The following is a 25214-nucleotide window of genomic DNA, read 5'->3' on the forward strand; positions in this document are numbered from 1 at the left end:
TTCAATAAACAGTTCATCTAGTCCTGCATTTCAAAAAAACAAACAATTATGAAAAAGTCACAGTTGATCTTGACACTTGCGTTTTTCCTCGCCCCGATGTTAACCTTTGCTCAAAAAAGCGATTCTTATAAAAAAAGAACCTCAAAAAGAACTACGGTTATGGATACCTCTAAACGTGTTGATCTGCGAAAAGATCCGGTAGTAAAGGAAAATGCTCCGGTTCTTAATGACAACGGAAATGTTAATTCTAATGGGTCCGTGGACGGTAGCAGAAGCAGTACAGGAAGGCCTGGTATTGATACCACAGCAAGTTATGTCCGAAAAAGGAAAAGAACGATCACCACAGGAGGAGTTGTATATCCTGATACTGCCAGAAAGAATCCAAAACCGTGAATTGAATAAAGAATTACCATAAAAAGAACCAGCAGCGTTTTCAATAAAAATATCACTACAATATATTTCACAAACATTGCTACAACAGGTTCGAAACAATTCAATAATCTGACAATTTTTATACTACTTAGTTAACGGTTTGTAACCTTGTGTAGAAAAACTTAATGTTGTGTCACCATTAGATAACATCTATACACACATTACCGATTTACAGCATGCAATTTTTGATTTGGATTACCAGTTATAAGTCTCTAAAAAATAGCTTTGGAGCATTACCTCTACAACATTTATTAATGATGAAGGAATCACAGCAAAACGAGTCTGTGTTCAATAAAAAAAAAGGATTTGTTGTTTCTTTATTTGGACTATTGGTACTGCTCATCATACTATATAACCTGTTGGAATATGTATGGTGGTAGTCCGTAGCAGGTTGATGGTTTGAATTGCTAATCCTCGTCGATTATTTACGATACTTTACAGATTGGAAATTAATTATTTCACTTTCTGATAAGCCCCAGCAAGAGCTTCCTTGCTGAATCAGGACGGGTCTGTAAAAATTTTTGAGTAAAATTTCGGGATTTATAGTATTGTTACTATGAAGGATGCTTTTATTTGCAATTCTCAACGTAATTTCAAACAAATGCCGTCAAGAAAACGTAAAAATTCGAAGTTCAGAAAAATAGCAATCGAGTGGCTTAAATGGATTAGTGCGATTGTTCCTATCCTGGTATTTATTTATATCCTCTACTATTATAATCAGCTTGATTTTTTAAAAAAGGACAAAGAAGTTAGTTCTGTAACGACGGTATTAGACGAAAAAGATTCAGCAAAACTGGCTCAGGTAACCGAAAAACCGAAATTTCAGGAAGAATTTAAGATCATCGAAAACGAATGGCACCTTGTTGGTGGGATTGCAATCCATAACATGGAGATTGAGAATAAAACCAATCGTGCTGCGAAAAGTGTAGATGTAGAGTTTAAGTATCTTTCAGACACGCAGGAAGCACTAACCACAAAGACCATCACCATTAAAAAAGATTTGCCACCAGGGAAGTCAACAAAAATAACAAATGTCAGCGTAGGCTTCGTGAATAATGCCGCGGTAGGTTGCGATCCCAGAGTTCTGACTGCAAAATTTTAAACGCTACCAACAACGAATATCCCACAACCAAATTATATACAGCTGATAATCAGTACATTCATTAAATTAAAAAATCTTTTTACTATTTTTTTAAGGCGGATCGATCCAATCAATCCGCCTTAGACGTATATGGAGAATTAACTTTCAGTCCGAAATCGCATAAAAAAATATATTATCACGTTGAGTAAAAGTTAAACACCCCTGGGACAGTGCCTCAGGGGTGTTTTGTTTTTTAAGAAATGTCAGCCTTTTACTGATACAAAAGATATTTCTTGCGCATGTTTTTGTAGTCAGTCAAACCGGGTTCCCAGCTCTTTCTGATTTCCTCTTCTGAAACTCCCGCAATAATCTGTTTCTTCAAATTCTCAGTTCCTGCCAGTTTGTCGAAATTCCCCATTTGTTTACTTTGAGACATATCAAAGAATCGCGCTTTATCCGGATAGGCCTTATACATTTCGATAAGCCATTTCAAATTGATCTGTTTGCTTTTTCTTAAAGACGAAACATCATATTTCCGCAGATCAAGACCATAACAATCCTGGTTTTGATGCAGCGGGGTTTCGCTCATACCCTGAATACTTTTGGGCATAAATGAAAAATCATATTTTCCCTTTAACAATGGAGCACCCAAAACCGCGAAAGGCATATAGGTGCCCCTTCCCTGACTAACGATTGTTCCTTCAAAAGGGCAGATGCTTGGATATAATAAAATCGATTGCTGGCTATTCAGGTTCGGTGAAGGAAAAACAGGTAATTCATAAGGCGTATCATGTGTATAGTTAGCCACTTTAATGATTTTCAGCTTACATTGCAATTGTCCCGGCAGCCATTTTTCACCATTCAGCATTTGTGCAAACTCCCCCATCGTCATCCCGTGCGTAATCGGAATCTTGTGCATACCTATACCTGAATGAAGATGATCTTCCAGGATCGGCCCGTCAACAACATAACCATTCGGATTGGGACGATCTAGAATCATAAGCTCCTTATTATGCTCCGCGCATGACTCCATCACATGGTCCAACGTATTGATATAGGTATAAAAACGACACCCAACATCCTGAATATCAAATATAACCAGATCAACATCAGCCAAATGTTCCTTACTTGGTTTTTTCAATTTTCCATATAACGATATGACAGAAATTCCGGTTTTAGGATCTTTTTCGTCGCTCACTTTTGCCCCGTTGCTGGCATTTCCTCGGAAACCATGTTCAGGGCCAAATATTTTTACAATGTTGACTCCCAAAGCCAGCAAGCTGTCGACACTCGGCGTCTTTCCAATAATCGAAGTCTGGTTCACAACCATGGCGACTCTCTTACCTTTCAAATATTTCAGGTATTCCGAAGTCTGGTCAGCACCGGTAATCACTGTTTTAGCCACCGGATTTATATTTTTTTCTAACGAATCAGAAGTCGCCAGAAAGGGACTTTTATTTCCAGAAGAACTTGCGCAACTACTGGTAACTATACCAACGCAGATGAAGAAGCTCAGGGCAAGCATTGTTTTTTTCATAGATTAATAGGTTTAGAAAATGTGATGGTTCGGCAAATAAATCTTTTTTCAGAATAATTTCATTTGTCCCCCTTTGATAAATAGTGACGTATCCAGTTCCTTCCGTTCCTTATCACCAAAATATTTCCTGCATGCAAGTGCATGAAGCTGTTTGATATGCTCAGCATATTTGCCTTCGCCACTCATACGAAGTCCAAAACGGGAATCACTCACCTGCCCGCCATGACACTCTTTGATCTGATTTAAAACCTTTGATGCCTTATCGGGAAAATGATGGTTGATCCATTCATCAAATATCTCCCCGATCGCCCCGTTTAATCTGACAACCGTATACCCTGCCCAAATTGCCCCCGCCTCTGATGCTGCCTGAATAATGGAAGGAATTTCATGATCATTCAATCCCGGAATAATAGGCGCGGTCATCACGCCCATTTCCACACCAGTCTCGTGCAGTGTTTTTATAACCTGTAAACGGCGCATTCCTGTAACCGTCCTTGGTTCCAATTTTCCCCGTAAATCCTCGTTTAACGAAGTAATAGACACTGCGCCATGCACTAGATTTAGCTTTGCCAGCTTTTCAAGGATATCAAGATCACGCAGTATAAGTGCATTTTTGGTAAGTATGCTGACGGGATTTCTATACTTCAAACAGATTTCCAGCATTTGCCTCGTCAATTGATATATCTTTTCTGCCGGCTGATAACAATCTGTGTTTCCTGAAAAGAAAATGGTCTGTGGTTCCCAGCTTTTTGAATTTAAGAGTTTTTTCAGAAGTTGCGGCGCATTTTTCTTGACAACAATTTTTGTCTCAAAATCAAGGCCAGCCGAAAAACCCCAATATTCATGAGAATTTCTTGCATAACAGTAAATGCAGCCATGCTCACAGCCACGATAAGGATTTATGGAATTGAAGTGCCGCAAATCAGGACTATCAGATTTGCTCAGAATTGATTTAGAAATCTCCTCTATAAACAGCGTTTTAGGATGGGTTGCAGGCTCTTCCCACTGCATCCAATCTTCCGAAGTATATTCAATTTCCTGCTTTCGAAATTTGTTATCTGTATTGATTCCCGCTCCTCTGCCTCTCGCCCTGTTGTCCATTTGATGAAGTGTTTTTTTGTTTTTCAGGGCAAATGAAAGGGCATGGTAAGACGATCCCATGCCCTTGTCAGTCCCTCTATATTACTTTATATACCTGAAATCTTCATTTCCTTTCAGAGAAAGAAGCACGTCGTACATCAGCTGGATCACGTTTTGAACGTCATCTTTATGTACCATTTCAACCGTTGTATGCATGTATTTCAAAGGCAAAGATATCAGTGCAGAAGCAATTCCTTCTGTGGAGTAAGCAAAAGCATCCGTGTCTGTACCAGTTGAGCGGCTCACCGCCTGACGCTGGAAAGGAATATTCTTTTCTTCAGCGACATTGATCAGTAAATCGCGCACATTGTTTTGCACCGCCGGCCCGTAACAGATCACAGGTCCGCTTCCACATTTCAAATCACCCTGCTCTTTTTTGTTATACATCGGCGACTGCGTATCATGCGTCACATCTGTACAAATCGCAAGGTCCGGCTTCAACCTGCGGGAAATCATTTCTGCGCCGCGCAGACCTATTTCTTCTTGAACGGCGTTTACAATGTAAAGTGTAAACGGCAGATTAACATTATTCTCATGCAGCATTCTGGCAACTTCAGCGATCATAAAACCGCCCATTCGGTTATCCAGTGCACGTCCGACGTAAAATTTTTCGTTCAACTCGTCCAGTCCGTCAACAAACGTTGCCACGGTACCCACATGGATTCCCATTTCGAGAACTTCCTCTTTTTTTGCAGCACCAACATCGATAAAAAGTTCATGAACCTTTGGAACCTGGTCCTTTGCGGTATCACGAACGTGAATGGCAGGCCAGCCAAAAACGCCTTTTACAATACCTTTTGCAGTATGTAAATTGACACGCATAGACGGTGCAATGGCCGCATCAGAACCTCCGTTGCGACGCACGTGAATAAATCCGTCATCCGAAATATAATTTACAAACCACGAAATCTCGTCTGAATGCGCTTCAATAACTACTTTGTAATCCTGCCCCCCGCCGATCACACCGACAGCTGTTCCGTATACATCAATAATTTCTTCGTCGATATAAGGTTTGATATAGTCCAGCCAGATCTGCTGTCCTGACACTTCAAAACCTGTCGGGGAAGCGTTGTTTAAATACTTGTATAAAAACGATTTACTTTCTTCGGTCATACTTTTTTAATTGAATTGCGTAATTACTTTGTCAATGGAAATTTGTTACTATATATATTTTATAAATCCCCAGAATTTTCGATTCTCAAGATATTCAAAATCGCGCTCATTTGCATAAGCTTCACGTTCAAAAGAAATATTTAAATATGCCTGATAATGTTTTCTGTACTGGATCAACCTGATCAGGTATTCGATAAGATACCAGATATAAAAAGGTAACAAACCAAGTTCCAACTGCTGACGCAAATGAATCATTTCATGGTGAATAAGAACTTTTCCAGGTGATTTCGTTTTTGAAAAAACAAAAGGAAAAATCGCCATACCTTCCACCCACAGGAATGAAAATGTCATTAAATATCCCCTGAATTTCATTTGTGCATATCTTAAACCAACCCAATGTTAAACAAAAAATGTTGAAATGCGATATGAAAAATCATACAGCAATTCAACATTTTCTTATCCGAGCTCATTCCTATTTTCAGGAATAAGCTCAGTCTGTTTTAAAGCCTATTCACTGAAACGGCTGATATCCAAAACTTCAAATTCCATCATTCCTGCCGGCACTTTAATTTCCGCAGTTTCTCCCAATTTCTTACCTAAAAGCCCTTTTCCTATGGGTGAGCCAATGGAAATTTTTCCGGTTTTCAAATCCGCTTCTTCTTCTGAAACAAGCGTATATGTCACTTCCATACCGTTTTTACGGTTTTTGATCTTCACCTTGGACAGGATAGCTACCTGAGAATTATCGATGGATGATTCGTCAATAACACGAGCCGTAGACATGATTTCCTCCAACTTGGCAATCTTCATTTCATGCATTCCCTGCGCATCTTTTGCAGCATCATATTCAGCATTTTCACTTAGATCACCTTTGTCGCGAGCCTCTGCAATTTGCGCAGCAATGGCAGTACGGCCTTTGGTTTTCATGTCGTTCAATTCTTGTTTCAGCTTATTTAATCCTTCCTCGGTATAGTATGAAATTTTAGCCATTGCTTAGTTATGTTTAAATATTTTTGATTATTAAAATTGGTGCCTGGGCAAAAAAAAAAGAACGGTTCCAAGACCGTTCTACAAGAGTTCGTATCAACCCGTAGTAGAAGACTAGAAAACCTGAGTTTTTCGACAGCGATATCTTTTTATCTTTTCCATTGTTTTAAATATGAACGACAAAAATAGCAATATTTGTAAATGGTTACAAGCCAAATAGTCAAAAGACAACACAATCCATGCCTGAAAAGTTACGAATCATTTTCATGGGAACACCAGAATTTGCTGTTCCCAGTTTAAGAAGTCTGGTAGAGAGCAATTCTAATGTAATTGCCGTAATTACCGTGCCAGATAAACCTGCCGGACGTGGTCAAAAGCAAATGTCCTCTCCTGTAAAAATATATGCAGAAGAACAGGGGATCCCGGTTCTTCAACCAGAAAAACTTAAAAATCCTGAGTTTATTGCTCAATTAAAAGCTTTAAATGCAGATTTGCAAGTCGTTGTTGCATTTAGAATGTTACCGGAAATTGTCTGGAGCATGCCGAAATATGGCACTTTCAATCTACACGGTTCGTTGTTGCCTCAATACAGAGGTGCAGCACCTATTAACTGGGCTGTGATCAACGGTGAAACGGAGTCAGGGGTCACCACTTTTTTTATTGAAAAAGAAATTGATACCGGAAAAATTATTTTCCAGGAGAAAGATTCAATTTCTCCGGAAGACGATGCGGGCTCGGTTTATGATAGGTTAATGGAGATTGGCAGAAAGCTCGTGCTTAAAACCGTTCAGGCGATTGAGGACGGAAATTATCCGCAGGAAGCGCAGGACGAGTCAAAAGAAATCAAACTGGCCCCCAAAATTTTCCGGGAAACCTGCGAGATCAATTGGACACAGCCAGCTGAAAAAATTCATAATTTTGTGAGGGGACTTTCGCCATACCCAGCCGCATGGACAACGCTGAACGGGCTTTCATGTAAAATTTTTAAAACAAGTATTACGGATGATTCGGGCGCGGGAAATCCCGGAGAGTTCAGGACGGATAATAAAACATTTTTACATTTCAGGGCCGGAGATTTTTGGCTTGCCGTAGAAGTTTTACAATTGGAAGGGAAAAAGAAAATGGCGGTTGGAGATTTTTTGCGGGGGGCGAAATTGTAGTCGCGGTATGAGGATATGCAGTTTGTGGGATTGAAATTATTACGGTGCGCTGCACCTTTAAGAATTGTGATATTTCCGGTTTCTACAAATATTTAGGTGCTCTGCACCATTAGTCTTTAAGTGTATAACCTCCGAACATTTATGGAAACCAATTTGAAACAAAAACGCAAATCCCAAGGTGTAGAGCACCGGAATATTTATGAAAATCAACTCAAATTAATCCCGTATACAAGGTGCAGAGCACCGCAATATTTGTAGAAACCAGTTCGAACCAATCCAAAATCCCAAGGTGCAGAAGACCGGAATATTTATGAAAACCAATTCGATTTAATCCCATATACAAGGTGCAGAGCACCGAAATATTTGTAGAAACCAGTTCGAACCAATCCAAAATCCCACGGTGCAGAAGACCGGAATATTTATGAAAACCAATTCGAATTAATCCCAAATACAAGGTGCAGAGCACCGAATTATTTGTAGAAACCAGTTCGAACCAATCCAAAATCCCAAGGTGCAGAAGACCGGAATATTTATGAAAACCAATTCGAATTAATCCCATATACAAGGTGCAAAGCACCGAATTATTTGTAGAAACCAGTTCGAACCAATCCAAAATCCCAAGGTGCAGAAGACCGGAATATTTATGAAAACCAATTCGAATTATTCCCAAATACAAGGTGCAGAGCACCGCAATATTTGTAGAAACCAGTTCGAACCAATCCCGAATACAAGGTGCAGAGCACCGAAATATTTACCACATCTAACGAATTATTTTTATAACGATACCAATAAATGCTTCTTTCTATCATTGTCGCTGTTTCTGAAAACGGTGTTATAGGTTTAAATAATCAGCTCATCTGGCGTTTACCTGACGACCTGAAACGCTTCAAACAACTTACCCTTGGCCATCCAATCATCATGGGCCGGAAAACCTTTGAATCCATTGGAAAGCCACTGCCGGGAAGACAATCCATTATCATTACCCGTGACAAAAATTTTTCTTTTGAAGGAACAATCGTCGTTCATAGTTTAGAAGAAGCCATTGAAGAAGCAAAGAAAATCGGTTCCGAGGAAGCATTTGTTATTGGCGGAGGAGATATCTATCGGCAGGTTCAGGATATTTGTGATAAATTGTATATCACGGAAGTACATACCCAAACGAACGGAGATACTTTTTTTCAGATAGAAAATCCGGAATTATGGCAGGAATCCGAGCGGACACACCATGAAGCAGACGAAAAACATAACTTCTCCTTTGACTTTGTAGATATGTCTAAAAAGTCAAATTCTGAGAGCAGTTATTAGTCATAAAAACGGAAACGAGTTATTTAAATTTGTTCCAAACCCTCAGATATTCAATTATCTAGCCGAAAAATTTTCCTTATTTTTAACATTCATGGCATGTTTTCACCATTCAATATCACTTCGTCAAGAATCGATGGCAAATGATCGTTAAACTATTCATTCTGTTACTACTCGTTACAAATTTATCGTAAATTTACCCCTCATAACGACCCCAGTGTTATTTTTAGAATGCTCAAAGAAATAGATACGTTACAAGAAATACTTACAATAACGTTAACAACATCAGACTCAGACAACCGTCCTATATTTTTAACCGGAAATTTTTGCAAATGGCTTCCAGACCTTCCTCATTACCAAATGAAAAAGGTTGGTCCCGGACAATACACTTTCCAGTTTCCATCAGATTTTGGATTTCCCTTTCCTTTGGAATATAAGTATACCCGTGGAGGATGGGATCAGGTAGAACTTGACCGACATGGAAGGCCTTACGGCAATCGATATATTGACAAGAACAGCGGGAATATCGCAGATTTCGTAACGCGCTGGCAGCTTCATAAATCGACCAAGTTGGATTTAATGCCAATCATCGAGATTTTATCAGAGACTTTCGAAATACCGCAATTGAAAAAAGAGCGTCGTGTGCACGTTCTTTTGCCGCATGATTATTATGCCCAGCCAGATCGCCATTACCCGGTTTTGTACATGACCGATGCGCAAAATCTTTTTGGCGAAGGTTCGCGATATGGAAGTTGGGAAATTGACAGAAACCTGGCTGCGTTGGCGGGCGAGGACAAAGCGAATGTCATTATCGTGGCGATAGACCATGGTGGTGATGAACGGGTTCAGGAATTCTCGCCTTATGACAATCCAAATCTGGGAAAAGGCTTCGGTAATTTATTTTTGAAATTTGTTACTGAAACGCTTAAAAAACATATTGATTTAACATACCGAACGCTTCCTGATCGTTTGAATACAGGTATGGGCGGCAGTTCAGTTGGCGGTTTGCTGAGTATGTACGCAGCGTTGATGTATCCGGATATCTTTGGACGTCTGATGATCTTTTCACCTTCCTTATGGATATCCCGCAAAATATATTTTGATGCAATCCACTTTTTTGAGCCCTTCGAGACACGAATTTATTTGTACGGCGGCGGACAGGAAGGTGCTGAAATGATTCCTAATATTGAAAAATTGCAGGAAACTTTAAAAAATCAGGGATTCGGATATAGTCGTGTTAAAATAAAAGCATCTTTGAATCCGGCAGGAAAACATTCCGAAGAATGCTGGGGCAAAGAATTTCCAAAAGCTTTGGAATGGTTATACTCGGGAGAATAATTTAATCCCCTGATACAAAAAATCCCAAACATAACGCCAGCCGTCGTGTTTGGGATTTTCTTATTTAACAATGATTTTTTACAGAATAAACTGGCTTAAATCCCTGTTTTTGATCAAATGCGCTAATTTTTCATTCACCATATCAGCAGTTACGACAATATTGGAATCCGGTCCGATTACGTCCGGGATATCAAACATAAAATCGTTGAGTAACAAACTCATCACCGTTTGCAAACGACGAGCACCGATATTTTCAACTTCGCTATTCACCTCAAAAGCAATACGCGCCATTTCACGAAGCGCACCATCCTCAAACTGGAGGTCAACACCTTCTGCTTCCATCATCGCTTCATACTGTTTTGTCAAAGCGTTTTTTGGTGTTTTCAAAATCTGGTAAAAATCACTTTCCGTCAGACTGTTCAGCTCAACACGGATTGGAAAACGTCCCTGTAATTCAGGTATCAAATCGGATGGCTTCGCTACGTGAAATGCCCCGGCAGCGATAAATAAGATATGATCTGTGTTGATGACACCATGTTTCGTGTTCACCGCACTGCCTTCCACAATCGGAAGCAAATCGCGCTGAACACCTTCACGGCTCACATCAGGCCCACTCCCACCCGAACGACTCGAAGCGACTTTATCAATTTCATCAATGAAGATGATACCAAGATTTTCAGCTTTCTGAATGGCTTCCAACTTCACTTCATCCATATCGATCAGCTTTCCTGCCTCTTCATCAAGCAAAAGTTTTTTGGCTTCTCCCACGGTTACCTTCCGCTTCTTACCACGTCGCGGAACCATGTTGCCGATCATTTCCTGAATGTTCATCATCGAAATATCGTCCATAGCACCACCAATCATGCCCACACTCGGGGACTGGTTTTGTTGAACCTCAATTTCAATTTTCCTGTCATCCAGATCGCCGTTGCGAATTTTATCACGAAAACGTTCACGCGTACGCTGGTTCAGCTCGTTATCATCTTCCGGAATGGCGCCATTTGATTCAGCATTTTCAGGGCGCGGTTTTACAACACTATTTCCGTGGATCGGTGGTATAAGCGCATCCAGAATTATATCTTCAACAGCCTGTTCAGCCTTGATTTTTACTTCTTCTTTTTTCTGGGTACGAACCATCCCAACGGCCTGCTCAACGAGGTCGCGCACCATGCTTTCAACATCGCGGCCTACATATCCAACTTCAGTAAATTTTGAAGCTTCTACTTTTACAAATGGAGCATCTGCAATTTTTGCAAGTCGACGGGCAATTTCAGTTTTACCCACCCCGGTTGCCCCGATCATCAGAATATTGTTTGGAATAATTTCTTTTTGGATATCCTCAGGACTATTCATCCGCCTCCACCTGTTCCGCAAAGCAATGGCAACATTACGTTTTGCGTCATTTTGTCCGATTATATACTGGTCCAGTTCAAAGACAATTTGTCGTGGAGTAAGGCGATTTAAGTGTTCGGTCATAATGGAATTATCAAGGTACTTTAAACTATAAATTTCAAAACATCTGCTTGGAACGAAGGAAAAAGCATTTTCTTGCTAATATATTCCATATTAGCTTAAACATTTCAGTTTAAAACTTTGATTATAAAATTCTTTCCTGAATTTCATTTCCTTCAATCCTAAGATTAAAAAAATGATACCAACAGGAAATAACGCATGACGATGATCGCGCGTAAATCTTTTTAGTAAATTGCCATCCGAAAAAAGCAGTTAACGTTAAAATAGTCCGGCAGGTTCTTCCTTTAAACAACACTAAAAGGATTTAGCCTCTGTTCACAATTACTGCTTCTCTTTTACCATAAACTCAAAAGGATTTTCCCTTGACATGAAAAAAATTATCTCCTGTATCGCTTTTTTTACCCTGCTGACACATGCGAATTTGTTCGCCCAAATGGTACCGACAACAACCAATCTGATTGATTATGTTAATCCGCTGATGGGAACACAATCCAAGTTCAGTTTATCATCGGGCAACACCTACCCTGCGATCGCCTTGCCCTGGGGCATGAATTTCTGGATGCCGCAAACCGGAAAAATGGGAGACGGATGGAGTTATATGTATGATGCCGAAAAAATCCGCGGTTTCAAACAAACCCACCAGCCAAGTCCATGGATCAACGATTACGGTCAGTTTTCGATCATGCCCATGACCAGTTTGAAGATTGAAGAAAATGCCCGTGCGAGCTGGTTTTCACACAAAGCAGAAGTTGTTAAGCCAAATTATTACAAAGTATACCTGGCTGACTACGATGTAACGACAGAAATCGCGCCGACTGAACGTGCCGCACAGTTCCGATTTACATTCCCCAAATCAGACAGTTCTTACGTGTTGCTGGATGCTTTCGACAGAGGTTCTTATGTAAAAGTCATTCCTTCGGAACGTAAAATCATTGGTTACACGACCAAAAACAGCGGCGGCGTGCCTGCCAATTTCAAGAACTATTTCGTGCTTGTTTTTGACAAGGCTTTCAAATTCTCTTCGGCATGGAGCAAGTATAAGATCACAAAAGATACGCTTGAAATCAATGCAAACCACGTAGGCGCTGTGGTTCGTTTTGAAACAAAAATGGGTGAAAAAATCGGGTTGAAAGTAGCCTCTTCTTTCATAAGTTATGAACAGGCAGAAAGAAACCTGACTACTGAACTCGGCAAAGACACATTTGATGAAACGCAGGAAAAAGGCCGTAAGGTCTGGAACCAGGAGCTTTCAAGAATTACGGTTGAAGGCGATAACATCGACGAAATCCGTACTTTTTATTCCTGCCTCTACCGCGTTTTGTTGTTCCCGAGAAAGTTCTACGAATATGATGCAAAAGGAAAAGTTGTTCATTACAGTCCTTACAATGGCGAGGTTCGCCCGGGGTATATGTTTACGGATAATGGGTTCTGGGATACATTCCGTGCGGTTTTCCCATATTTCACATTAATGTATCCGACGTTGAATGCCCACATTATGGAAGGTTTGGCAAATGCGTATGACGAAAGCGGATTTTTACCTGAATGGGCAAGTCCTGGCCACCGCGACTGTATGATCGGGTCCAATTCAGCATCCCTGATTACCGATTCTTACGTGAAAGGTATCCGTGGTTATGATATTGAGAAATTATATTCCGCGATTATTAAAAATACAGAAAATGCCGGCCCTGTAAGTTCAGTTGGTCGTTTTGGACATGATTATTACAACAAATTAGGTTATGTTCCTTACGATGTTAAAATCAACGAAAACGCAGCCCGTACTTTGGAATATGCGTATGCTGATTTCTGTATTTCTCAATTGGCAAAAGAATTAAAAAAACCTCAGACTGAAATTGATCTATATCTGAAAAGGAGCCAGAATTACCGAAATCTTTTTGATCCGAAAACAAAATGGATGCGTGGTAAAAATGAGGACGGAAAATTCCAGACACCTTTTAATCCGTTCAAATGGGGAGACGCGTTTACAGAGGGAAATAGCATTCACTATACCTGGTCTGTTTTTCAGGACGTAAAAGGCCTGGTTGGTTTGATGGGCGGCAGAGAAGCTTTTGTTCAAAAACTGGATTCAGTTTTCACAATGCCTCCGATTTTTGACGACAGCTATTATGGTTTCCCGATCCATGAAATCCGTGAAATGCAGATCATGAATATGGGTAATTATGCGCACGGCAACCAGCCGATCCAGCACATGATTTACCTGTACAACTATGCTGGCGCACCTTCAAAAGCGCAATATTGGCTGCGTCAGGTGATGAAAAAATTATATCAGCCAACACCGGACGGATACTGCGGTGACGAAGACAACGGACAAACTTCGGCCTGGTATGTATTTTCTTCCCTTGGTTTCTATCCTGTTACACCCGGAACGACGCAGTATGTGATTGGATCTCCGCTTTTCAAAAAGGCAACCATTACGATGGAAGATGGGAAAAAATTCACAATCGAATCGCCAAAAACAAGCGCTGCGAACATGTATGTGGACGGCGCAACGATGAATGGCAAGTCTTACCAGAACGTTTATCTCGAACACAAGGATATTCAAAACGGAGGAACACTTCAATTCGATATGACCGACAAACCGTCGAAAGCCTGGGGAGTGAAACCGGAAGTTGTCCCGTTCTCACTAACTAAGTAGTTTTAGGTTAGACAGGTGACACAGAGAACCACAGAGAAAATGAAGAGGTACACAGAGATTGTTCTAAATAAACTCTGTGTACCTCTTTCTTGCTCTGGGGTTCTCTGTGTTACCCTAACTGTGGAATAGTTGTTTTAGCACGTTAATCAAACGAAAACTTAATTTTATGCTTTATAGAAAACTAGGACATTCAGATCTTCAAATTTCGGTCGTGACTTTTGGCGCCTGGGCAGCTGGTGGATGGATGTGGGGCGGCACAGAACGCAGCGAGGCAGTTAAAGCGATTCGCTCTTCGTATGATGTGGGTGTAACTTCGATCGATACTGCGCCGGTATACGGACAGGGATTAAGTGAGGAAATTGTTGGCGAAGCAATCAAAGATATTCCGCGCGATAAGGTGCAAATCCTGACCAAATATGGTATGCGCTGGGATCTGGCGAAAGGTGACCTGGCCATGCACAGCAAAGACAACAACGGAAAGGATATTGACATTTACAAATACGCTGCCAAAGACAGTATCGTCAAAGAATGTGAGGACAGCCTGAAACGACTTGGTACAGACTATATTGACCTATACCAAATTCACTGGCATGACAAAACAACGCCGATAGCGGAAACGATGGAAGCCGTTTCTCAGTTGATTAAACAAGGGAAAGTTCGTCATGCCGGCGTTTGTAATTATGATGCAAACCTGATGCGCGAAGCTTCCAACCATATCAATCTGGTTTCTGACCAGGTTCCTTATAGTATGGTGAAGCGTGATATTGAGAGAGACGCAGTTCCTTATTGCCTCGAACATAATAAGTCAATTCTGGCATATAGCCCGTTGGAGCGCGGTTTGTTGACAGGTAAAATGAAACCAGGTTATAAATTCGGGGCAGACGATCACCGCGCTGATATCTATTTCTATAAGGATGAAAACCTGAAACGTGTCAATGAATTTCTTGATAAAATAAAACCGCTGGCAGACGAGAAGAATGCAACATTGGGACAGCTCGTCATCCGCTGGACGGTTGAGCAACCGGGAATTACAATTGCCCTTGTTGGTGCGCGTGATGCAGAACAGGCTGTTCAGAATGCCAAGGCAATGGATATTAATTTGACGACGGAGGAATTAAAATTCATTTCAACTGCACTGGATGCACTTGAACTGGTAAAATAAAAATCAGCATTGTTATGCTTATCTTTGATCATTATCCCATCAAATAAATTGTCTCTCATCCTGAACTTATGAAAACGAATTTTTTATCATTTAAAAAGAATGTTCCGCTGCTACTGGTAAGTATGATTTTACTAACTTCTCTCGGACTTTCCAGTTATAATTTCTCGGGGTCTGGCGAAGAGAAAAAAGCCGGCTTTGCTGAATCAGATTTAAAAGTTGATACGGTCGCCACCGGTCTGACAATGCCTTGGGCTACCGCATTTTTGCCAACCGGTGAGCTTTTGGTTACCGAGCGCAGCGGAAAATTGCGCCTGGTAAAAAATGGCGTTTTAGATCCAACTCCAATTTCCGGTGTTCCGGAAGTAATGTATAAAGGCCAGGGCGGTTTGCTTGACGTAGTACTTCATCCTGATTACGCGAAAAACGGCTGGATTTATATCAGTTATTCCTCTCCGAAACAAGCTGGCGAAGAAGGTGATGAAGGTGGTGCCAACACAGCACTTTTCCGCGCAAAACTTAAAGATCACGCATTAACTGATATTCAGCCATTGTTTAAGGCGATACCCAATGTGAAAGCCAATGTTCACTTCGGTGGACGTATTGTTTTTGATAAAAAAGGATATGTATTCCTTTCTCTTGGCGAACGTGGACAAAAGGAAAATTCACAAAACCTGAGCAAAGACCAGGGGAAAGTGGTTCGTTTGCATGAAGATGGAAAAATCCCTACCGACAATCCATTTGTAAAAACCGAAGGCGCCAGACCTGAAATCTGGACATACGGACACCGCAATCCGCAGGGAATGGTCATTCATCCAACAACCGGCGTTATCTGGGAACACGAGCATGGCCCGCAAGGCGGCGATGAATTGAATATCGTTGAAAAAGGAAAAAATTACGGTTGGCCGTTAATCACTTTTGGTATCGATTATGATAACAGTATCATTTCAAAAGATACTGCACGCGCAGGACTGGAACAGCCAGTCCTTTACTGGCGTCCGTCAATCGCTCCATGTGGAATTACTTTCGTGACAAATCCGAAGTTTAAAGACTGGAACGGCGACTTAATCGTTGGTTCTTTGAAATTTGCTTACCTCCAACATTTAAAGGTAAAAGGTAATAAAGTATTAAGCAGAGAGATTATTTTTGAAAAACTGGGCCGCGTTCGTGATGTTCGTCAGGGACCGGACGGAAATATTTATGTAGTTCTGGAAAACTCTGGCAAGATCGTCCGCATCAGTCCAAAGGCATAATTAAATCATTGTAAAGGTTTACCAATCCGATTAGTAAGGCCTTTATTCATTATTATCAAGGCAATTATTCATCATGAAATCATTAATACTGCTCCTTTCAGGCGTTATTTTTTGTTCAGCCGTTTTCCCACAGCAAGACGACGAGCTGGAAAAAAGCATCGCACGAGGAAAAGGAATTTACGCTGAAAACTGTATTACCTGTCACATGGGTGCGGGAGAAGGTGTTCCGGAAACTTTTCCGCCCCTGGCAAAAGCCGACTATTTGACCAAAACACCCGAAAAGGCAATTCACGCGATCAAGTATGGTTTACAAGGAAAAATTATAGTGAATGGCGCCGAGTTTGATAATCAAATGCCAGCGCCCGGCCTCGACAATGAGGAAGTTGCAGATGTGATGAACTACATTTTAAATGCATGGGGCAATTCTTCTGATAAGAAAATGGTAACGAAAAAGATGGTGGAGGCGATTAAGGAAAAGTAAGAAATATGTAAAATAAAAAAGCAGAAAGTCCGGGTCATTACCTGGACTTTCTGTTTTTCATAAAAGATTTAATTACCTATTCCGAACTAGAACTTATCTTCTATTCAAAAAAAATTGACTCCAAAACCTTACAACAATCTCGTTGGTAACATACAAGATAATCGATCCGGATTTACCCCTTTCAATTCTTCTCCTTCATCTTTACAAAACCCCTTCTGTACATCATAACACTGCATTTTATTTAACGTAAAGTACGAAGCCACCTTCTATTTGTGGTATAAATTTAGGTTAGAATATTTATTTTTAAACATTCTAAATAAATACTTGCGCCGTATAGAATCCATGTCTACTTTTGCCGCTACTTGAAATAAGTCTAAATAGTAATATTCAGAATAACTGTTATCAGATGCGTTTCACCTGTGATCAGCAATTGAATGGGAATTGTTTGGATAAAAGATTTTTACACGCAAAATAGTTACTGAATAAAATGAAAAAAATTTATCTGATCGTATGCTCTGTGCTTATGGCAGCAAGTATTTCACAAGCACAAACAGGAAATATTAAGGGGCAGATTACCTCCTCTGACGGAAAACCAGCGCAACATGTATCCGTTGGGATAAAAGACACTAAAATTGGTGCTATTTCCAATGAGAACGGCGATTTTTCAATAAATAAAGTGAAGGCTGGCACCTATACTGTTCTGGCGAGTTATGTCGGACTGGAAACATTGCAAAAAGAAGTTGAAGTCATTGAAGGACAGACTTCTGAAATCAATTTCATACTAAGCGAAACAGCGAATCAGCTTTCTGAAGTTGTTATTAAAGACGCAAGTCAATATAAGACAAACGAGGTTTCGTCGAGTCTCCGCCTTATGACACCTATTCAGGAAACACCGCAGAATATTCAGGTTGTAACGTCAAAAATATTGGCTGACCAGCAGGTGATCAGTATGAGTGATGGCTTGATCCGAAACGTCAGCGGTGCAGCTAGATTGGAGCACTGGGGAGATCTCTATGCGAATATTACCATGCGCGGCTCACAAATCCAGGCATTTAGAAATGGTTTTAACGTGGTAAGCTCTTTCTGGGGGCCGCTGACAGAAGATATGAGTTTTGTCGATCACATAGAATTTGTAAAAGGGCCAGCCGGGTTTATGCTCGCAAATGGAGACCCAAGCGGTCTCTACAATGTGGTTACAAAAAAACCTACTGGAGACACCAAAGGAGAAGCTTCGTTTACCATGGGAAGTTATGGACTGTATCGCACAACACTGGACCTTGACGGAAAACTAAACAAGAGCGGAAAACTTTTGTACCGTTTGAACCTGGCTGGCCAGAATAAAAATTCGCATAGGCCCTATGAGTATAACGACCGTTACAGCGTTGCTCCAGTTATCTCCTATCAGATCGACGACAAAACTAAATTGACTGCTGAGTATACCATGCAGTATGCCAAAATGACTAATGTTGGATCATATTATATTTTCTCACCAAAGGGGTATGCCACTTTGCCGGTAGATTTTACGACTATGCCTCCGGGACTGGAACCTACTAAAATTAAGGACCAAAGTTTATTCCTGAATTTACAGCACCAACTAAATGACGATTGGAAAGTAACAGTCCAGGCTGCCTATTTTAATTATCAGCAGAGAGGTTCCAGTATGTGGCCATCCAGGGTTAATCCGGATGGAACCATGATTCGATCGGTTAGCATCTGGGATGCAAAAAGTGAAATGACGTTGGCTCAGGCGTTTGTCAATGGCAAGGTAACAACCGGTGGTATAACACACCGAATTTTAGGCGGGCTTGATATCGGCACCAAAGATTACCTGGCAGATTGGGGACAATCTCATGCACTTGATTCGACGGGTAAGGAGTTCAATCCTGTCAGTCCAAACTACGGAATTCCGGTAAATGGATTTCCTTCTTTTGACCGCACGACCGGTCTTGAAGCCAGAGCAGTGCAGGCTGGTGGTATGATGGACCAGAAATATACCGGGATTTATGCACAGGATGAACTGTCTTTTCTGGAAAACAAAATCAGATTGACACTTGCCGGTCGTTACACCTATGTAAGTCAGTCGTCATGGGGTGGCACGCCGCAGACAGCAAAACACTTCACGCCCCGTATTGGATTGAGCGTTTCCATTGATAAACAGACTTCTGTCTATGCACTTTACGACCAGGCCTTTCTTCCGCAATCAGGCAGATTAGCCTTCGGAAGTGTTAAACCAATAACCGGGAATAATACAGAATTCGGAATTAAAAAAGATTGGGCTGAAGGCGCGTGGAATACTACAGTATCCTTCTACCGGATATTAAAAAACAACGAGTTGACCCCGGATCCAAATGCACCTGTGAATTCAGGATTGAGCATCGTTCTCGGTCAAAAAAGAGCACAGGGAATTGAATTCGATTTGAGAGGAACAATTGTAAGAGGACTGAACCTGACAGCAAATTATGCCTATACGGATTCAGAAATAACAAAAGTTACCGAAGGCGTCACTTCAATTACCAAAGGAGACGTGGTACCTGGTTTTGCAAAGCATACAGTGAATAGCTGGCTTAGCTACAAAGTTCAGAAAGGTGTCTTACAGGGAGCCGGTATCTCAGGCGGCTTCACCTACCTGGTTGACAGAGCTATGTCCAATTGGAGTTCGACAAATACTGAAATGAATCTGCCAAATTACTTTAAACTGGACGGTGGAGTTTTCTGGGAAAAAGACAAAATTAAATTTACGCTTAACGTATTCAATATACTTGATAAATATTTATATAGCGGCGGTTATTATACCTATCTTAATGCTTACAACTGGCAGACAGAGGCGCCAAGGAATTACCGTCTCAGCGTTTCTTACAAATTTTAAAACAAACCCGATCGTATGCGTTATCAGTCACTATTCGACATTTCTTACAAAAAAAGCTCCTTCGATATTTCAATGCTTATACTTCGTCTTGGATTTGGGATTTTGATGATTCCACATGGATATGCGAAGTTTGTTTCCTTCGATGAAAAACAGAATGACTTCATGGATTTCATGGGACTTGGCCCGGCAACTTCACTGGTATTGGCAATTTTTGCAGAGTTGATTTGCTCCGCCTTGCTGGTTCTTGGTCTTTTCACGCGCGCTGCAACCATTCCACTTATCGTTACTGCGATTGTGATCACCTTCCTTGCCCATGACGGAGATGTGTTTGGTAAAGGTTACGGAGGATTTTCTTACTTATTGGTATACATCGTTATCCTTCTAGTAGGACCTGGAAAATTCAGTGTTGATGCCTCCATTTCATCCAAACAAAGATTCTGAGGTACTTATCCAGTTAAATCTAATCAAGAGATTTTATCAGGCACGCAGAAAATAGTGCGCGATGGTCGCGCGCTATTTTTCTGCGTGAATTAAAATCCCCTCTACCGATGTATAAAACTTGTTATAAACCTCAATATATTGGTTATGAACCTCTTTTTTCGGTTCAAAAACAGTACTGACAGGGGTGAAATAATTCAGGTCGGATAATTCCTTTGCGAATCCCAAAGCTTTTAATCCCATCATGGCAGCACCAACGGTTCCCGTATCAACCGTATCGTTTAGCGCGACTTCTATTCCGAAAATATCTGCCAGCATCTGAACCCAAACCTGACTCTGCGCAAAACCTCCGTTTGCAAATATCCTTTTAATCTTTTGTTTTTCCAGCAGTATTTTCCCGATACTATAAAGATTGAGATGGATACCTTCCATCACTGCTCTGGCGAAATGTGACTTGGTATGTTGAATATCCAAACCCAGAAATCCACCGCGAACGGCAGAACTCCAAAGCGGCGCACGTTCTCCTAAAAGATAGGGAAAAAACAAAAGTCCATCTGATCCGGGGTCTATTTTTGAAGCAGCATCAAATATTTCATTGTAATCACTTTCGGGATAAAAATTATCTTTCATCCATTCAAACACTACGGCTCCACTATTGGAAGGCCCTCCTACTACATAAGTATCCTCGTCGAGAATGTAACAAAAAGTTCGCATCTTCTCTTCTAAAAAAGGCACGTCCGAGCAGGTTCTTGCCGCTCCGCTGGTTCCGATGGTTATTGCCATTGTGCCTTTTGAGATTGCGCCGCTCCCTAAATTCGCCAAACAGCCGTCACTGGCGCCCATAATTAATGGAGTTCCAGCTGGCAGTTTAAAATCATTTTTTTCAGGCAGCTTTTCTATATGGTATGGGGAAACTGCCTTTGACAGTTTATTTTCATCAAGTCCAATTTTCTTCAAGGTCCACTCGTCCCACTTTTTATCCGTGATATTAAACAATCCGGTAGCGGAAGCGATGGAATAATCAATAACAAACTGACCCGTTAATTTGAAAATTATATACTCCTTGATACCGATAAATTTGTCTGTGTTTTCAAAAACATCTTTCTGGTTTTCTTTCAGCCAGATCAATTTGCATGATGGCGTCATCGCATGGATCGGTGTTCCATTATGCTGATACATCTTCTTCCCGGCTGCAGATGACTTCAATTTTTCAGCAATATCAGCACTTCTGTTATCGGCCCAGATAATCAGATTAGAACGGTTTTTTCCGTTTTTATCAATACATAAAATACTATGCATCGCAGAGCTGAAGCAAATTCCAAGAGGTTGTCCCTGCAATTCGCAAGACTTACTAACTTCTCTGATAGCGTTACACACTGCTCTGTAAATCTCGTCCGGGTCCTGCTCACTCCAACCTGGCTGTGGATGAATCATTTCATAACCTTCACTATGAGAAGTAAGAATCCCTGCTGAATCTGAGTCAAAAGCAGTGACTTTAACATTGGTAGTACCTATATCACATCCGATTATAAAAGACATTTCGAAGGGGCATGGATTGAACTTTATTAACTGACAAATGTATCATATAATGACTTACGCACTAAAAATATTCATTACAATGATCAATATACTCTTTTCAAACAGTATAAGTAATTAAATGTTCCGAAAAATCAGGTGCTTCTTCGGACAATGTTTACTACCATTCATTATTTTTTATTATTTTCGCACCAGTAAAATAATACTATTCAAATTTCCATTGAACCATGACTAACGACGGACACGTACATAACAAACCAGAAGGAGCTTCTCTTGCAGTATCCATCACCATATTTTTATTGTTGGTAATTATCCTTGCGGTATTTGGAGACCTTTTCGTATTTATTCTTGGGCTTATAGGTCTTGTAGTAACATTTGCTGCATTTTATACCGATCATTCCGCAGACGGACATTGATTTTTTCCTTTATTCCTGGTTCGAACTGAGAATAAAAATATAACATCAACGAACGGCCAATTCGGGCAGAACATTCACAATGTTCCAGTCTAGTTGGCCGTTTTGCTTGTTTACGCTCCACGCCTCTTCTAAGACACAGGTATCTTCCAGGTCCCGATACTCAGCGACAAGTTTATCGTCATTGAGTTTCAATAGCACAAAACCGTTATATCCCAGTTGGTGACCAGCCAATTCCGTTCTGACTCTCCTGTCATACAAATGAATTTTTTCAAGATCCTCAACTTTGTCCGGCATTTTTAATTCTACCGGCAGACCGCCATGTCCAAGGCAACGGCCATAAACTTCGGGTCCTTTACCATTTACTGCTTTATTGTAAACAACCAGACGGTGGTCATGGCCCCAAAACCAGATAACCGGTCGATCAGACTGACCCAGAATTTCACGAATCTGTTCTCCTGGCCTGTTATATTCTTCGCGAAAAGCAGAAATGTATGGATGATGGCTGACGAAAACCAACCCTCTTTTGTCCGCAAGGTCACCAAGCTTGACCACATCACGCAGCCAGTCAACCTGCTCTTTTCTCAGGTGACAATCGGGTGGTGAAATAATTTCTAAAAACGGACGGCTAACGGATGTATAGCCGGTATCAATACCAATTATTCTCCAATGTTCATTTTCAAGACAGAAAAACCCCGCCTGCTGCGTTTTCCTGGTTTCCCCTACCTGCGCATACATCGCCGGCAACAGATGTTGAAAATAAGCATTGCCATTTGAATACATTTCATGATTGCCAGACAAAGCCAGACTCCCGGATGCGCCATAATACCAGGACGAATAAGGGGCGGTGAAGTTTTCTTCAATTTCTTTTGGCGTACCTACAAAGTAGATATCACCCATGTGAATGGTATAATCAGGAGCATATCGGGCAGTCAAATGCGCGACCCTGTCAGATTCTTCCGTATCGCTGGCCCAGTCTGAAAGCAAAGCAACAGTGATCTCCTCTCTGCTCGGAACGGAAGATTGCAAAGGATAAACTCCGCTGTCTCCATTTCTTGGATAGGCCTGATAAGGATGCCTTTTACCGAATCGGCTTTTCAGATAATGCCAGGCAAAACCGATCAGGTTTCTTTTAAAAAACTCAGAAATGACACGCGTAACAGATGACTTGTCCTGAACATGTTTTTCGTAAAGTTCAAGCTGCGTTTTTGCATGATTTTCTGCTTCGCTATGCCCTAGTGTTAAATATTTTTTTGCTCGCTCTTCGGCTGATTCCTTCATTTATACTAATCTTCTTGCCCTTTAAATAAAATTATCACACAATAATCACACCAATATACGCCGGACTGCCTCATTATTTCTTGTCCGTTGGATAAATAGGTAATCATAATTTTGAAATCAAATTAAGTATACCGTAATTTCCAATCAGATAACTAATTTAAAATCAGCCCAAGATGAAAAAACTATTACTTTCCGCCATGATGTTGTTGACAACACAGGCGTTGTTCGCTCAGGTTACTACTGCAAAAATGATTACTGACTGGGAAAGAGCAAAAATCTATACCAAGGCTTATCTTGATGCAATGCCAGAGGATGGGTATGCTTACAAGCCAAACCCTGAAATTCGCTCTTTTGCTCAACAAATGGGTCATATTGCAGACGCAAACTTTGCTTTCGCAGCAGCTGCAACGAGCAAAACCAGTCCATTTACCGGTTCGGTTGAAAAAATGGCGGATCAATCCAAGGCAGCTATTGAGAAAGCGACCTTAGAAAGTTATGATTTTGTCATCAACTCGTTAAAAGCTACAAACGACGCAGACCTTGGAAAGGATATCAAAGTATTTGGCCAGCCTGCTAAAATAGGTACTGCATTCGAAAAAGCTTTTGAACATCAGACACATCACCGCGGACAGACAACGGTTTACATCCGGATGAAAGGCGTAAAACCACCACAGGAAATGTTGTTCTAGACAACTCAAGGACAATAAAAACAACTCCGCTGTGTTCATTCATGGTGGAGTTGTTTTATTTTTGCGCATAACAAGTAAGCGTAATTTTTAAAAGTTTTAGTGTGAAAGACCAGCCAAATTCAGGCAAAAAGCCGTTGTATCGTATTCCCGATATTTTTTCAAGTGTATCAAATCTCATTTCCGGAGAAAGCACGCGTCATGGCGGCGTCAGTCTTTCTCCCTATAATTCACTGAATCTCGGCGGCTCGACAACGGATAACCCTGAAAATGTCGCGGAAAATAATAAGCGTTTTTTTGAGGCACTCGGCATAGAACCTAGTCAGGTCGCCAAATCTCATCAGGTTCATGGGGCCGAGATTCTCATCGTTACCGAACCTGGGCGATTCGAGGGTTTTGATGCATTAATTACAAATATTCCTGATATTCAGCTGTCTGTGACCATTGCGGATTGCACGCCCGTTTTAATTTATGATCCGGTAAAAAAGGCCGTTGCAGCCATACATGCCGGGTGGAAAGGTACTGTTTCGCAAATTGTTTCTAATACGGTTGAATTACTTAAAAAAGAATACGGTACGAATCCGTCCGATTGTCTGGCTTTTGTCGGTACCTGTATTGATGAATGTTCCTTTGAAGTTGATGAAGACGTAGCAGGTAATTTTCAGTCAGTCTACAAACGCCGGGATGACCAGAAAAATAAGTTCTTTGTGGATTTAAAATCTGCAAATCGTGATCAGCTTATTGAAGCCGGGATGAAAAAGGAAAATATTGAGATTTCACCTTATTCAACCGTATTGAACAATGAAGATTATTTTTCTTACAGAAAGGAAAAAGGATTAACAGGACGTTTGTTGGCTACCATTGGTATGTCTTCTCAATCTTAAA

At 40.9% G+C, this 25214-nt stretch carries 22 protein-coding genes; 14 read left to right on the top strand and 8 right to left on the bottom strand.

The features are described 5' to 3' along the window. Positions 1–48 precede the first annotated feature (48 nt). Together AC1XUO_RS02055 and AC1XUO_RS02060 are read left to right on the top strand one after the other, a co-directional pair. Positions 49–393, top strand: a complete 345-nt coding sequence (locus tag AC1XUO_RS02055) for a hypothetical protein (protein ID WP_483328091.1) — start codon at positions 49–51, stop codon at positions 391–393. Between the two features lie 640 nt (positions 394–1033). Next, positions 1034–1534 (top strand): hypothetical protein, encoded by a 501-nt coding sequence (locus AC1XUO_RS02060; RefSeq protein ID WP_483328092.1) that lies wholly within the window; start codon positions 1034–1036, stop codon positions 1532–1534. A 250-nt stretch (positions 1535–1784) separates the two neighbouring features. Here the strand turns inward: AC1XUO_RS02060 and AC1XUO_RS02065 are convergent, their stop codons facing one another. The 5 genes from AC1XUO_RS02065 to greA all read right to left on the bottom strand — a co-directional run bounded on the left by AC1XUO_RS02065 (position 1785) and on the right by greA (position 6293). Beyond that, on the bottom strand, positions 1785–3050 hold the full coding sequence (locus AC1XUO_RS02065; protein WP_483328093.1) for an exo-beta-N-acetylmuramidase NamZ family protein: 1266 nt from the start codon (positions 3048–3050) through the stop codon (positions 1785–1787). A 48-nt stretch (positions 3051–3098) separates the two neighbouring features. Next, a complete protein-coding gene (locus AC1XUO_RS02070; protein WP_483328656.1) occupies positions 3099–4151 on the bottom strand; it encodes a PA0069 family radical SAM protein in 1053 nt (350 codons plus the stop codon). An 81-nt stretch (positions 4152–4232) separates the two neighbouring features. Beyond that, positions 4233–5303, bottom strand: coding sequence for a M42 family metallopeptidase (locus tag AC1XUO_RS02075; protein WP_483328094.1), 1071 nt, complete (start codon positions 5301–5303; stop codon positions 4233–4235). A 48-nt stretch (positions 5304–5351) separates the two neighbouring features. Then, complete coding sequence (locus AC1XUO_RS02080; protein ID WP_483328095.1) at positions 5352–5654, bottom strand: hypothetical protein; 303 nt, start codon at positions 5652–5654, stop codon at positions 5352–5354. Between the two features lie 156 nt (positions 5655–5810). Further along, the gene (gene greA, locus AC1XUO_RS02085; RefSeq protein ID WP_483328096.1) at positions 5811–6293 is read right to left on the bottom strand and encodes a transcription elongation factor GreA; all 483 of its coding nucleotides are present in this window, start codon (positions 6291–6293) and stop codon (positions 5811–5813) included. 236 nt (positions 6294–6529) lie between these two features. On the opposite strand from greA, the gene fmt reads away from it, so the two are divergent. The 3 genes from fmt (at position 6530) to AC1XUO_RS02100 (ending at position 10090) form a co-directional block, all read left to right on the top strand. Next, positions 6530–7450, top strand: a complete 921-nt coding sequence (fmt, locus tag AC1XUO_RS02090; RefSeq protein WP_483328097.1) for a methionyl-tRNA formyltransferase — start codon at positions 6530–6532, stop codon at positions 7448–7450. A gap of 792 nt (positions 7451–8242) precedes the next feature. Next, the gene (locus AC1XUO_RS02095) at positions 8243–8755 is read left to right on the top strand and encodes a dihydrofolate reductase (protein WP_483328098.1); all 513 of its coding nucleotides are present in this window, start codon (positions 8243–8245) and stop codon (positions 8753–8755) included. Between the two features lie 357 nt (positions 8756–9112). Then, positions 9113–10090 carry an alpha/beta hydrolase gene (locus AC1XUO_RS02100; RefSeq protein ID WP_483328099.1) on the top strand — a complete coding sequence of 326 codons (978 nt, stop codon included), beginning with the start codon at positions 9113–9115 and terminating at the stop codon, positions 10088–10090. 78 nt (positions 10091–10168) lie between these two features. Here the strand turns inward: AC1XUO_RS02100 and hslU are convergent, their stop codons facing one another. Further along, positions 10169–11566 carry an ATP-dependent protease ATPase subunit HslU gene (hslU, locus tag AC1XUO_RS02105; RefSeq protein WP_483328100.1) on the bottom strand — a complete coding sequence of 466 codons (1398 nt, stop codon included), beginning with the start codon at positions 11564–11566 and terminating at the stop codon, positions 10169–10171. 364 nt (positions 11567–11930) lie between these two features. Between hslU and AC1XUO_RS02110 the strand changes: the two genes are divergently transcribed. From AC1XUO_RS02110 to AC1XUO_RS02135, 6 genes are all read left to right on the top strand, one after another. Next, positions 11931–14216, top strand: a complete 2286-nt coding sequence (locus AC1XUO_RS02110; protein ID WP_483328101.1) for a GH92 family glycosyl hydrolase — start codon at positions 11931–11933, stop codon at positions 14214–14216. A gap of 166 nt (positions 14217–14382) precedes the next feature. After that, the gene (locus AC1XUO_RS02115) at positions 14383–15378 is read left to right on the top strand and encodes an aldo/keto reductase (RefSeq protein WP_483328102.1); all 996 of its coding nucleotides are present in this window, start codon (positions 14383–14385) and stop codon (positions 15376–15378) included. Between the two features lie 68 nt (positions 15379–15446). Beyond that, complete coding sequence (locus tag AC1XUO_RS02120) at positions 15447–16628, top strand: PQQ-dependent sugar dehydrogenase (RefSeq protein ID WP_483328103.1); 1182 nt, start codon at positions 15447–15449, stop codon at positions 16626–16628. A gap of 73 nt (positions 16629–16701) precedes the next feature. Further along, the gene (locus tag AC1XUO_RS02125; protein WP_483328104.1) at positions 16702–17109 is read left to right on the top strand and encodes a c-type cytochrome; all 408 of its coding nucleotides are present in this window, start codon (positions 16702–16704) and stop codon (positions 17107–17109) included. Between the two features lie 487 nt (positions 17110–17596). Then, entirely contained in the window at positions 17597–19975 is a 2379-nt protein-coding gene (locus AC1XUO_RS02130; protein ID WP_483328105.1) for a TonB-dependent siderophore receptor, read from the top strand. Between the two features lie 15 nt (positions 19976–19990). Beyond that, positions 19991–20416 carry a DoxX family protein gene (locus tag AC1XUO_RS02135; protein ID WP_483328106.1) on the top strand — a complete coding sequence of 142 codons (426 nt, stop codon included), beginning with the start codon at positions 19991–19993 and terminating at the stop codon, positions 20414–20416. A gap of 72 nt (positions 20417–20488) precedes the next feature. Here AC1XUO_RS02135 and AC1XUO_RS02140 read toward each other — a convergent pair whose 3' ends face one another. Continuing rightward, complete coding sequence (locus AC1XUO_RS02140) at positions 20489–21952, bottom strand: gluconokinase (RefSeq protein WP_483328107.1); 1464 nt, start codon at positions 21950–21952, stop codon at positions 20489–20491. Between the two features lie 224 nt (positions 21953–22176). Here AC1XUO_RS02140 and AC1XUO_RS02145 point away from each other — a divergent pair, with 224 nt between their 5' ends. Then, the gene (locus tag AC1XUO_RS02145) at positions 22177–22365 is read left to right on the top strand and encodes a hypothetical protein (protein ID WP_483328108.1); all 189 of its coding nucleotides are present in this window, start codon (positions 22177–22179) and stop codon (positions 22363–22365) included. Positions 22366–22410: 45 nt separating this feature from the next. On the opposite strand, the gene AC1XUO_RS02150 is transcribed toward AC1XUO_RS02145, so the two are convergent. Next, the gene (locus tag AC1XUO_RS02150; protein ID WP_483328109.1) at positions 22411–23643 is read right to left on the bottom strand and encodes a metallophosphoesterase family protein; all 1233 of its coding nucleotides are present in this window, start codon (positions 23641–23643) and stop codon (positions 22411–22413) included. Positions 23644–23816: 173 nt separating this feature from the next. Between AC1XUO_RS02150 and AC1XUO_RS02155 the strand changes: the two genes are divergently transcribed. Further along, positions 23817–24332 carry a DinB family protein gene (locus AC1XUO_RS02155; protein ID WP_483328110.1) on the top strand — a complete coding sequence of 172 codons (516 nt, stop codon included), beginning with the start codon at positions 23817–23819 and terminating at the stop codon, positions 24330–24332. A gap of 101 nt (positions 24333–24433) precedes the next feature. Then, a complete protein-coding gene (gene pgeF, locus AC1XUO_RS02160) occupies positions 24434–25213 on the top strand; it encodes a peptidoglycan editing factor PgeF (protein WP_483328111.1) in 780 nt (259 codons plus the stop codon). Position 25214: the final 1 nt, after the last annotated feature.

It is taken from the genome of Dyadobacter sp. HNCC25DJ186 (assembly GCF_056895235.1).

Coding starts and splice junctions, on each gene's coding strand:
- AC1XUO_RS02115 (WP_483328102.1), top strand. CDS start 14,383: ATGCTTTATAGAAAACTAGGACATTCAGATCTTCAAATTTCGGTCGTG.
- AC1XUO_RS02055 (WP_483328091.1), top strand. CDS start 49: ATGAAAAAGTCACAGTTGATCTTGACACTTGCGTTTTTCCTCGCCCCG.
- AC1XUO_RS02065 (WP_483328093.1), bottom strand. CDS start 3,050: ATGAAAAAAACAATGCTTGCCCTGAGCTTCTTCATCTGCGTTGGTATA.
- AC1XUO_RS02135 (WP_483328106.1), top strand. CDS start 19,991: ATGCGTTATCAGTCACTATTCGACATTTCTTACAAAAAAAGCTCCTTC.
- hslU (WP_483328100.1), bottom strand. CDS start 11,566: ATGACCGAACACTTAAATCGCCTTACTCCACGACAAATTGTCTTTGAA.
- AC1XUO_RS02150 (WP_483328109.1), bottom strand. CDS start 23,643: ATGAAGGAATCAGCCGAAGAGCGAGCAAAAAAATATTTAACACTAGGG.
- greA (WP_483328096.1), bottom strand. CDS start 6,293: ATGGCTAAAATTTCATACTATACCGAGGAAGGATTAAATAAGCTGAAA.
- AC1XUO_RS02130 (WP_483328105.1), top strand. CDS start 17,597: ATGAAAAAAATTTATCTGATCGTATGCTCTGTGCTTATGGCAGCAAGT.
- AC1XUO_RS02100 (WP_483328099.1), top strand. CDS start 9,113: ATGAAAAAGGTTGGTCCCGGACAATACACTTTCCAGTTTCCATCAGAT.
- AC1XUO_RS02155 (WP_483328110.1), top strand. CDS start 23,817: ATGAAAAAACTATTACTTTCCGCCATGATGTTGTTGACAACACAGGCG.
- AC1XUO_RS02080 (WP_483328095.1), bottom strand. CDS start 5,654: ATGACATTTTCATTCCTGTGGGTGGAAGGTATGGCGATTTTTCCTTTT.
- AC1XUO_RS02125 (WP_483328104.1), top strand. CDS start 16,702: ATGAAATCATTAATACTGCTCCTTTCAGGCGTTATTTTTTGTTCAGCC.
- AC1XUO_RS02120 (WP_483328103.1), top strand. CDS start 15,447: ATGAAAACGAATTTTTTATCATTTAAAAAGAATGTTCCGCTGCTACTG.
- AC1XUO_RS02110 (WP_483328101.1), top strand. CDS start 11,931: ATGAAAAAAATTATCTCCTGTATCGCTTTTTTTACCCTGCTGACACAT.
- AC1XUO_RS02070 (WP_483328656.1), bottom strand. CDS start 4,151: ATGGACAACAGGGCGAGAGGCAGAGGAGCGGGAATCAATACAGATAAC.
- AC1XUO_RS02075 (WP_483328094.1), bottom strand. CDS start 5,303: ATGACCGAAGAAAGTAAATCGTTTTTATACAAGTATTTAAACAACGCT.
- fmt (WP_483328097.1), top strand. CDS start 6,530: ATGCCTGAAAAGTTACGAATCATTTTCATGGGAACACCAGAATTTGCT.
- AC1XUO_RS02095 (WP_483328098.1), top strand. CDS start 8,243: ATGCTTCTTTCTATCATTGTCGCTGTTTCTGAAAACGGTGTTATAGGT.
- AC1XUO_RS02145 (WP_483328108.1), top strand. CDS start 22,177: ATGACTAACGACGGACACGTACATAACAAACCAGAAGGAGCTTCTCTT.
- AC1XUO_RS02060 (WP_483328092.1), top strand. CDS start 1,034: ATGCCGTCAAGAAAACGTAAAAATTCGAAGTTCAGAAAAATAGCAATC.
- AC1XUO_RS02140 (WP_483328107.1), bottom strand. CDS start 21,952: ATGTCTTTTATAATCGGATGTGATATAGGTACTACCAATGTTAAAGTC.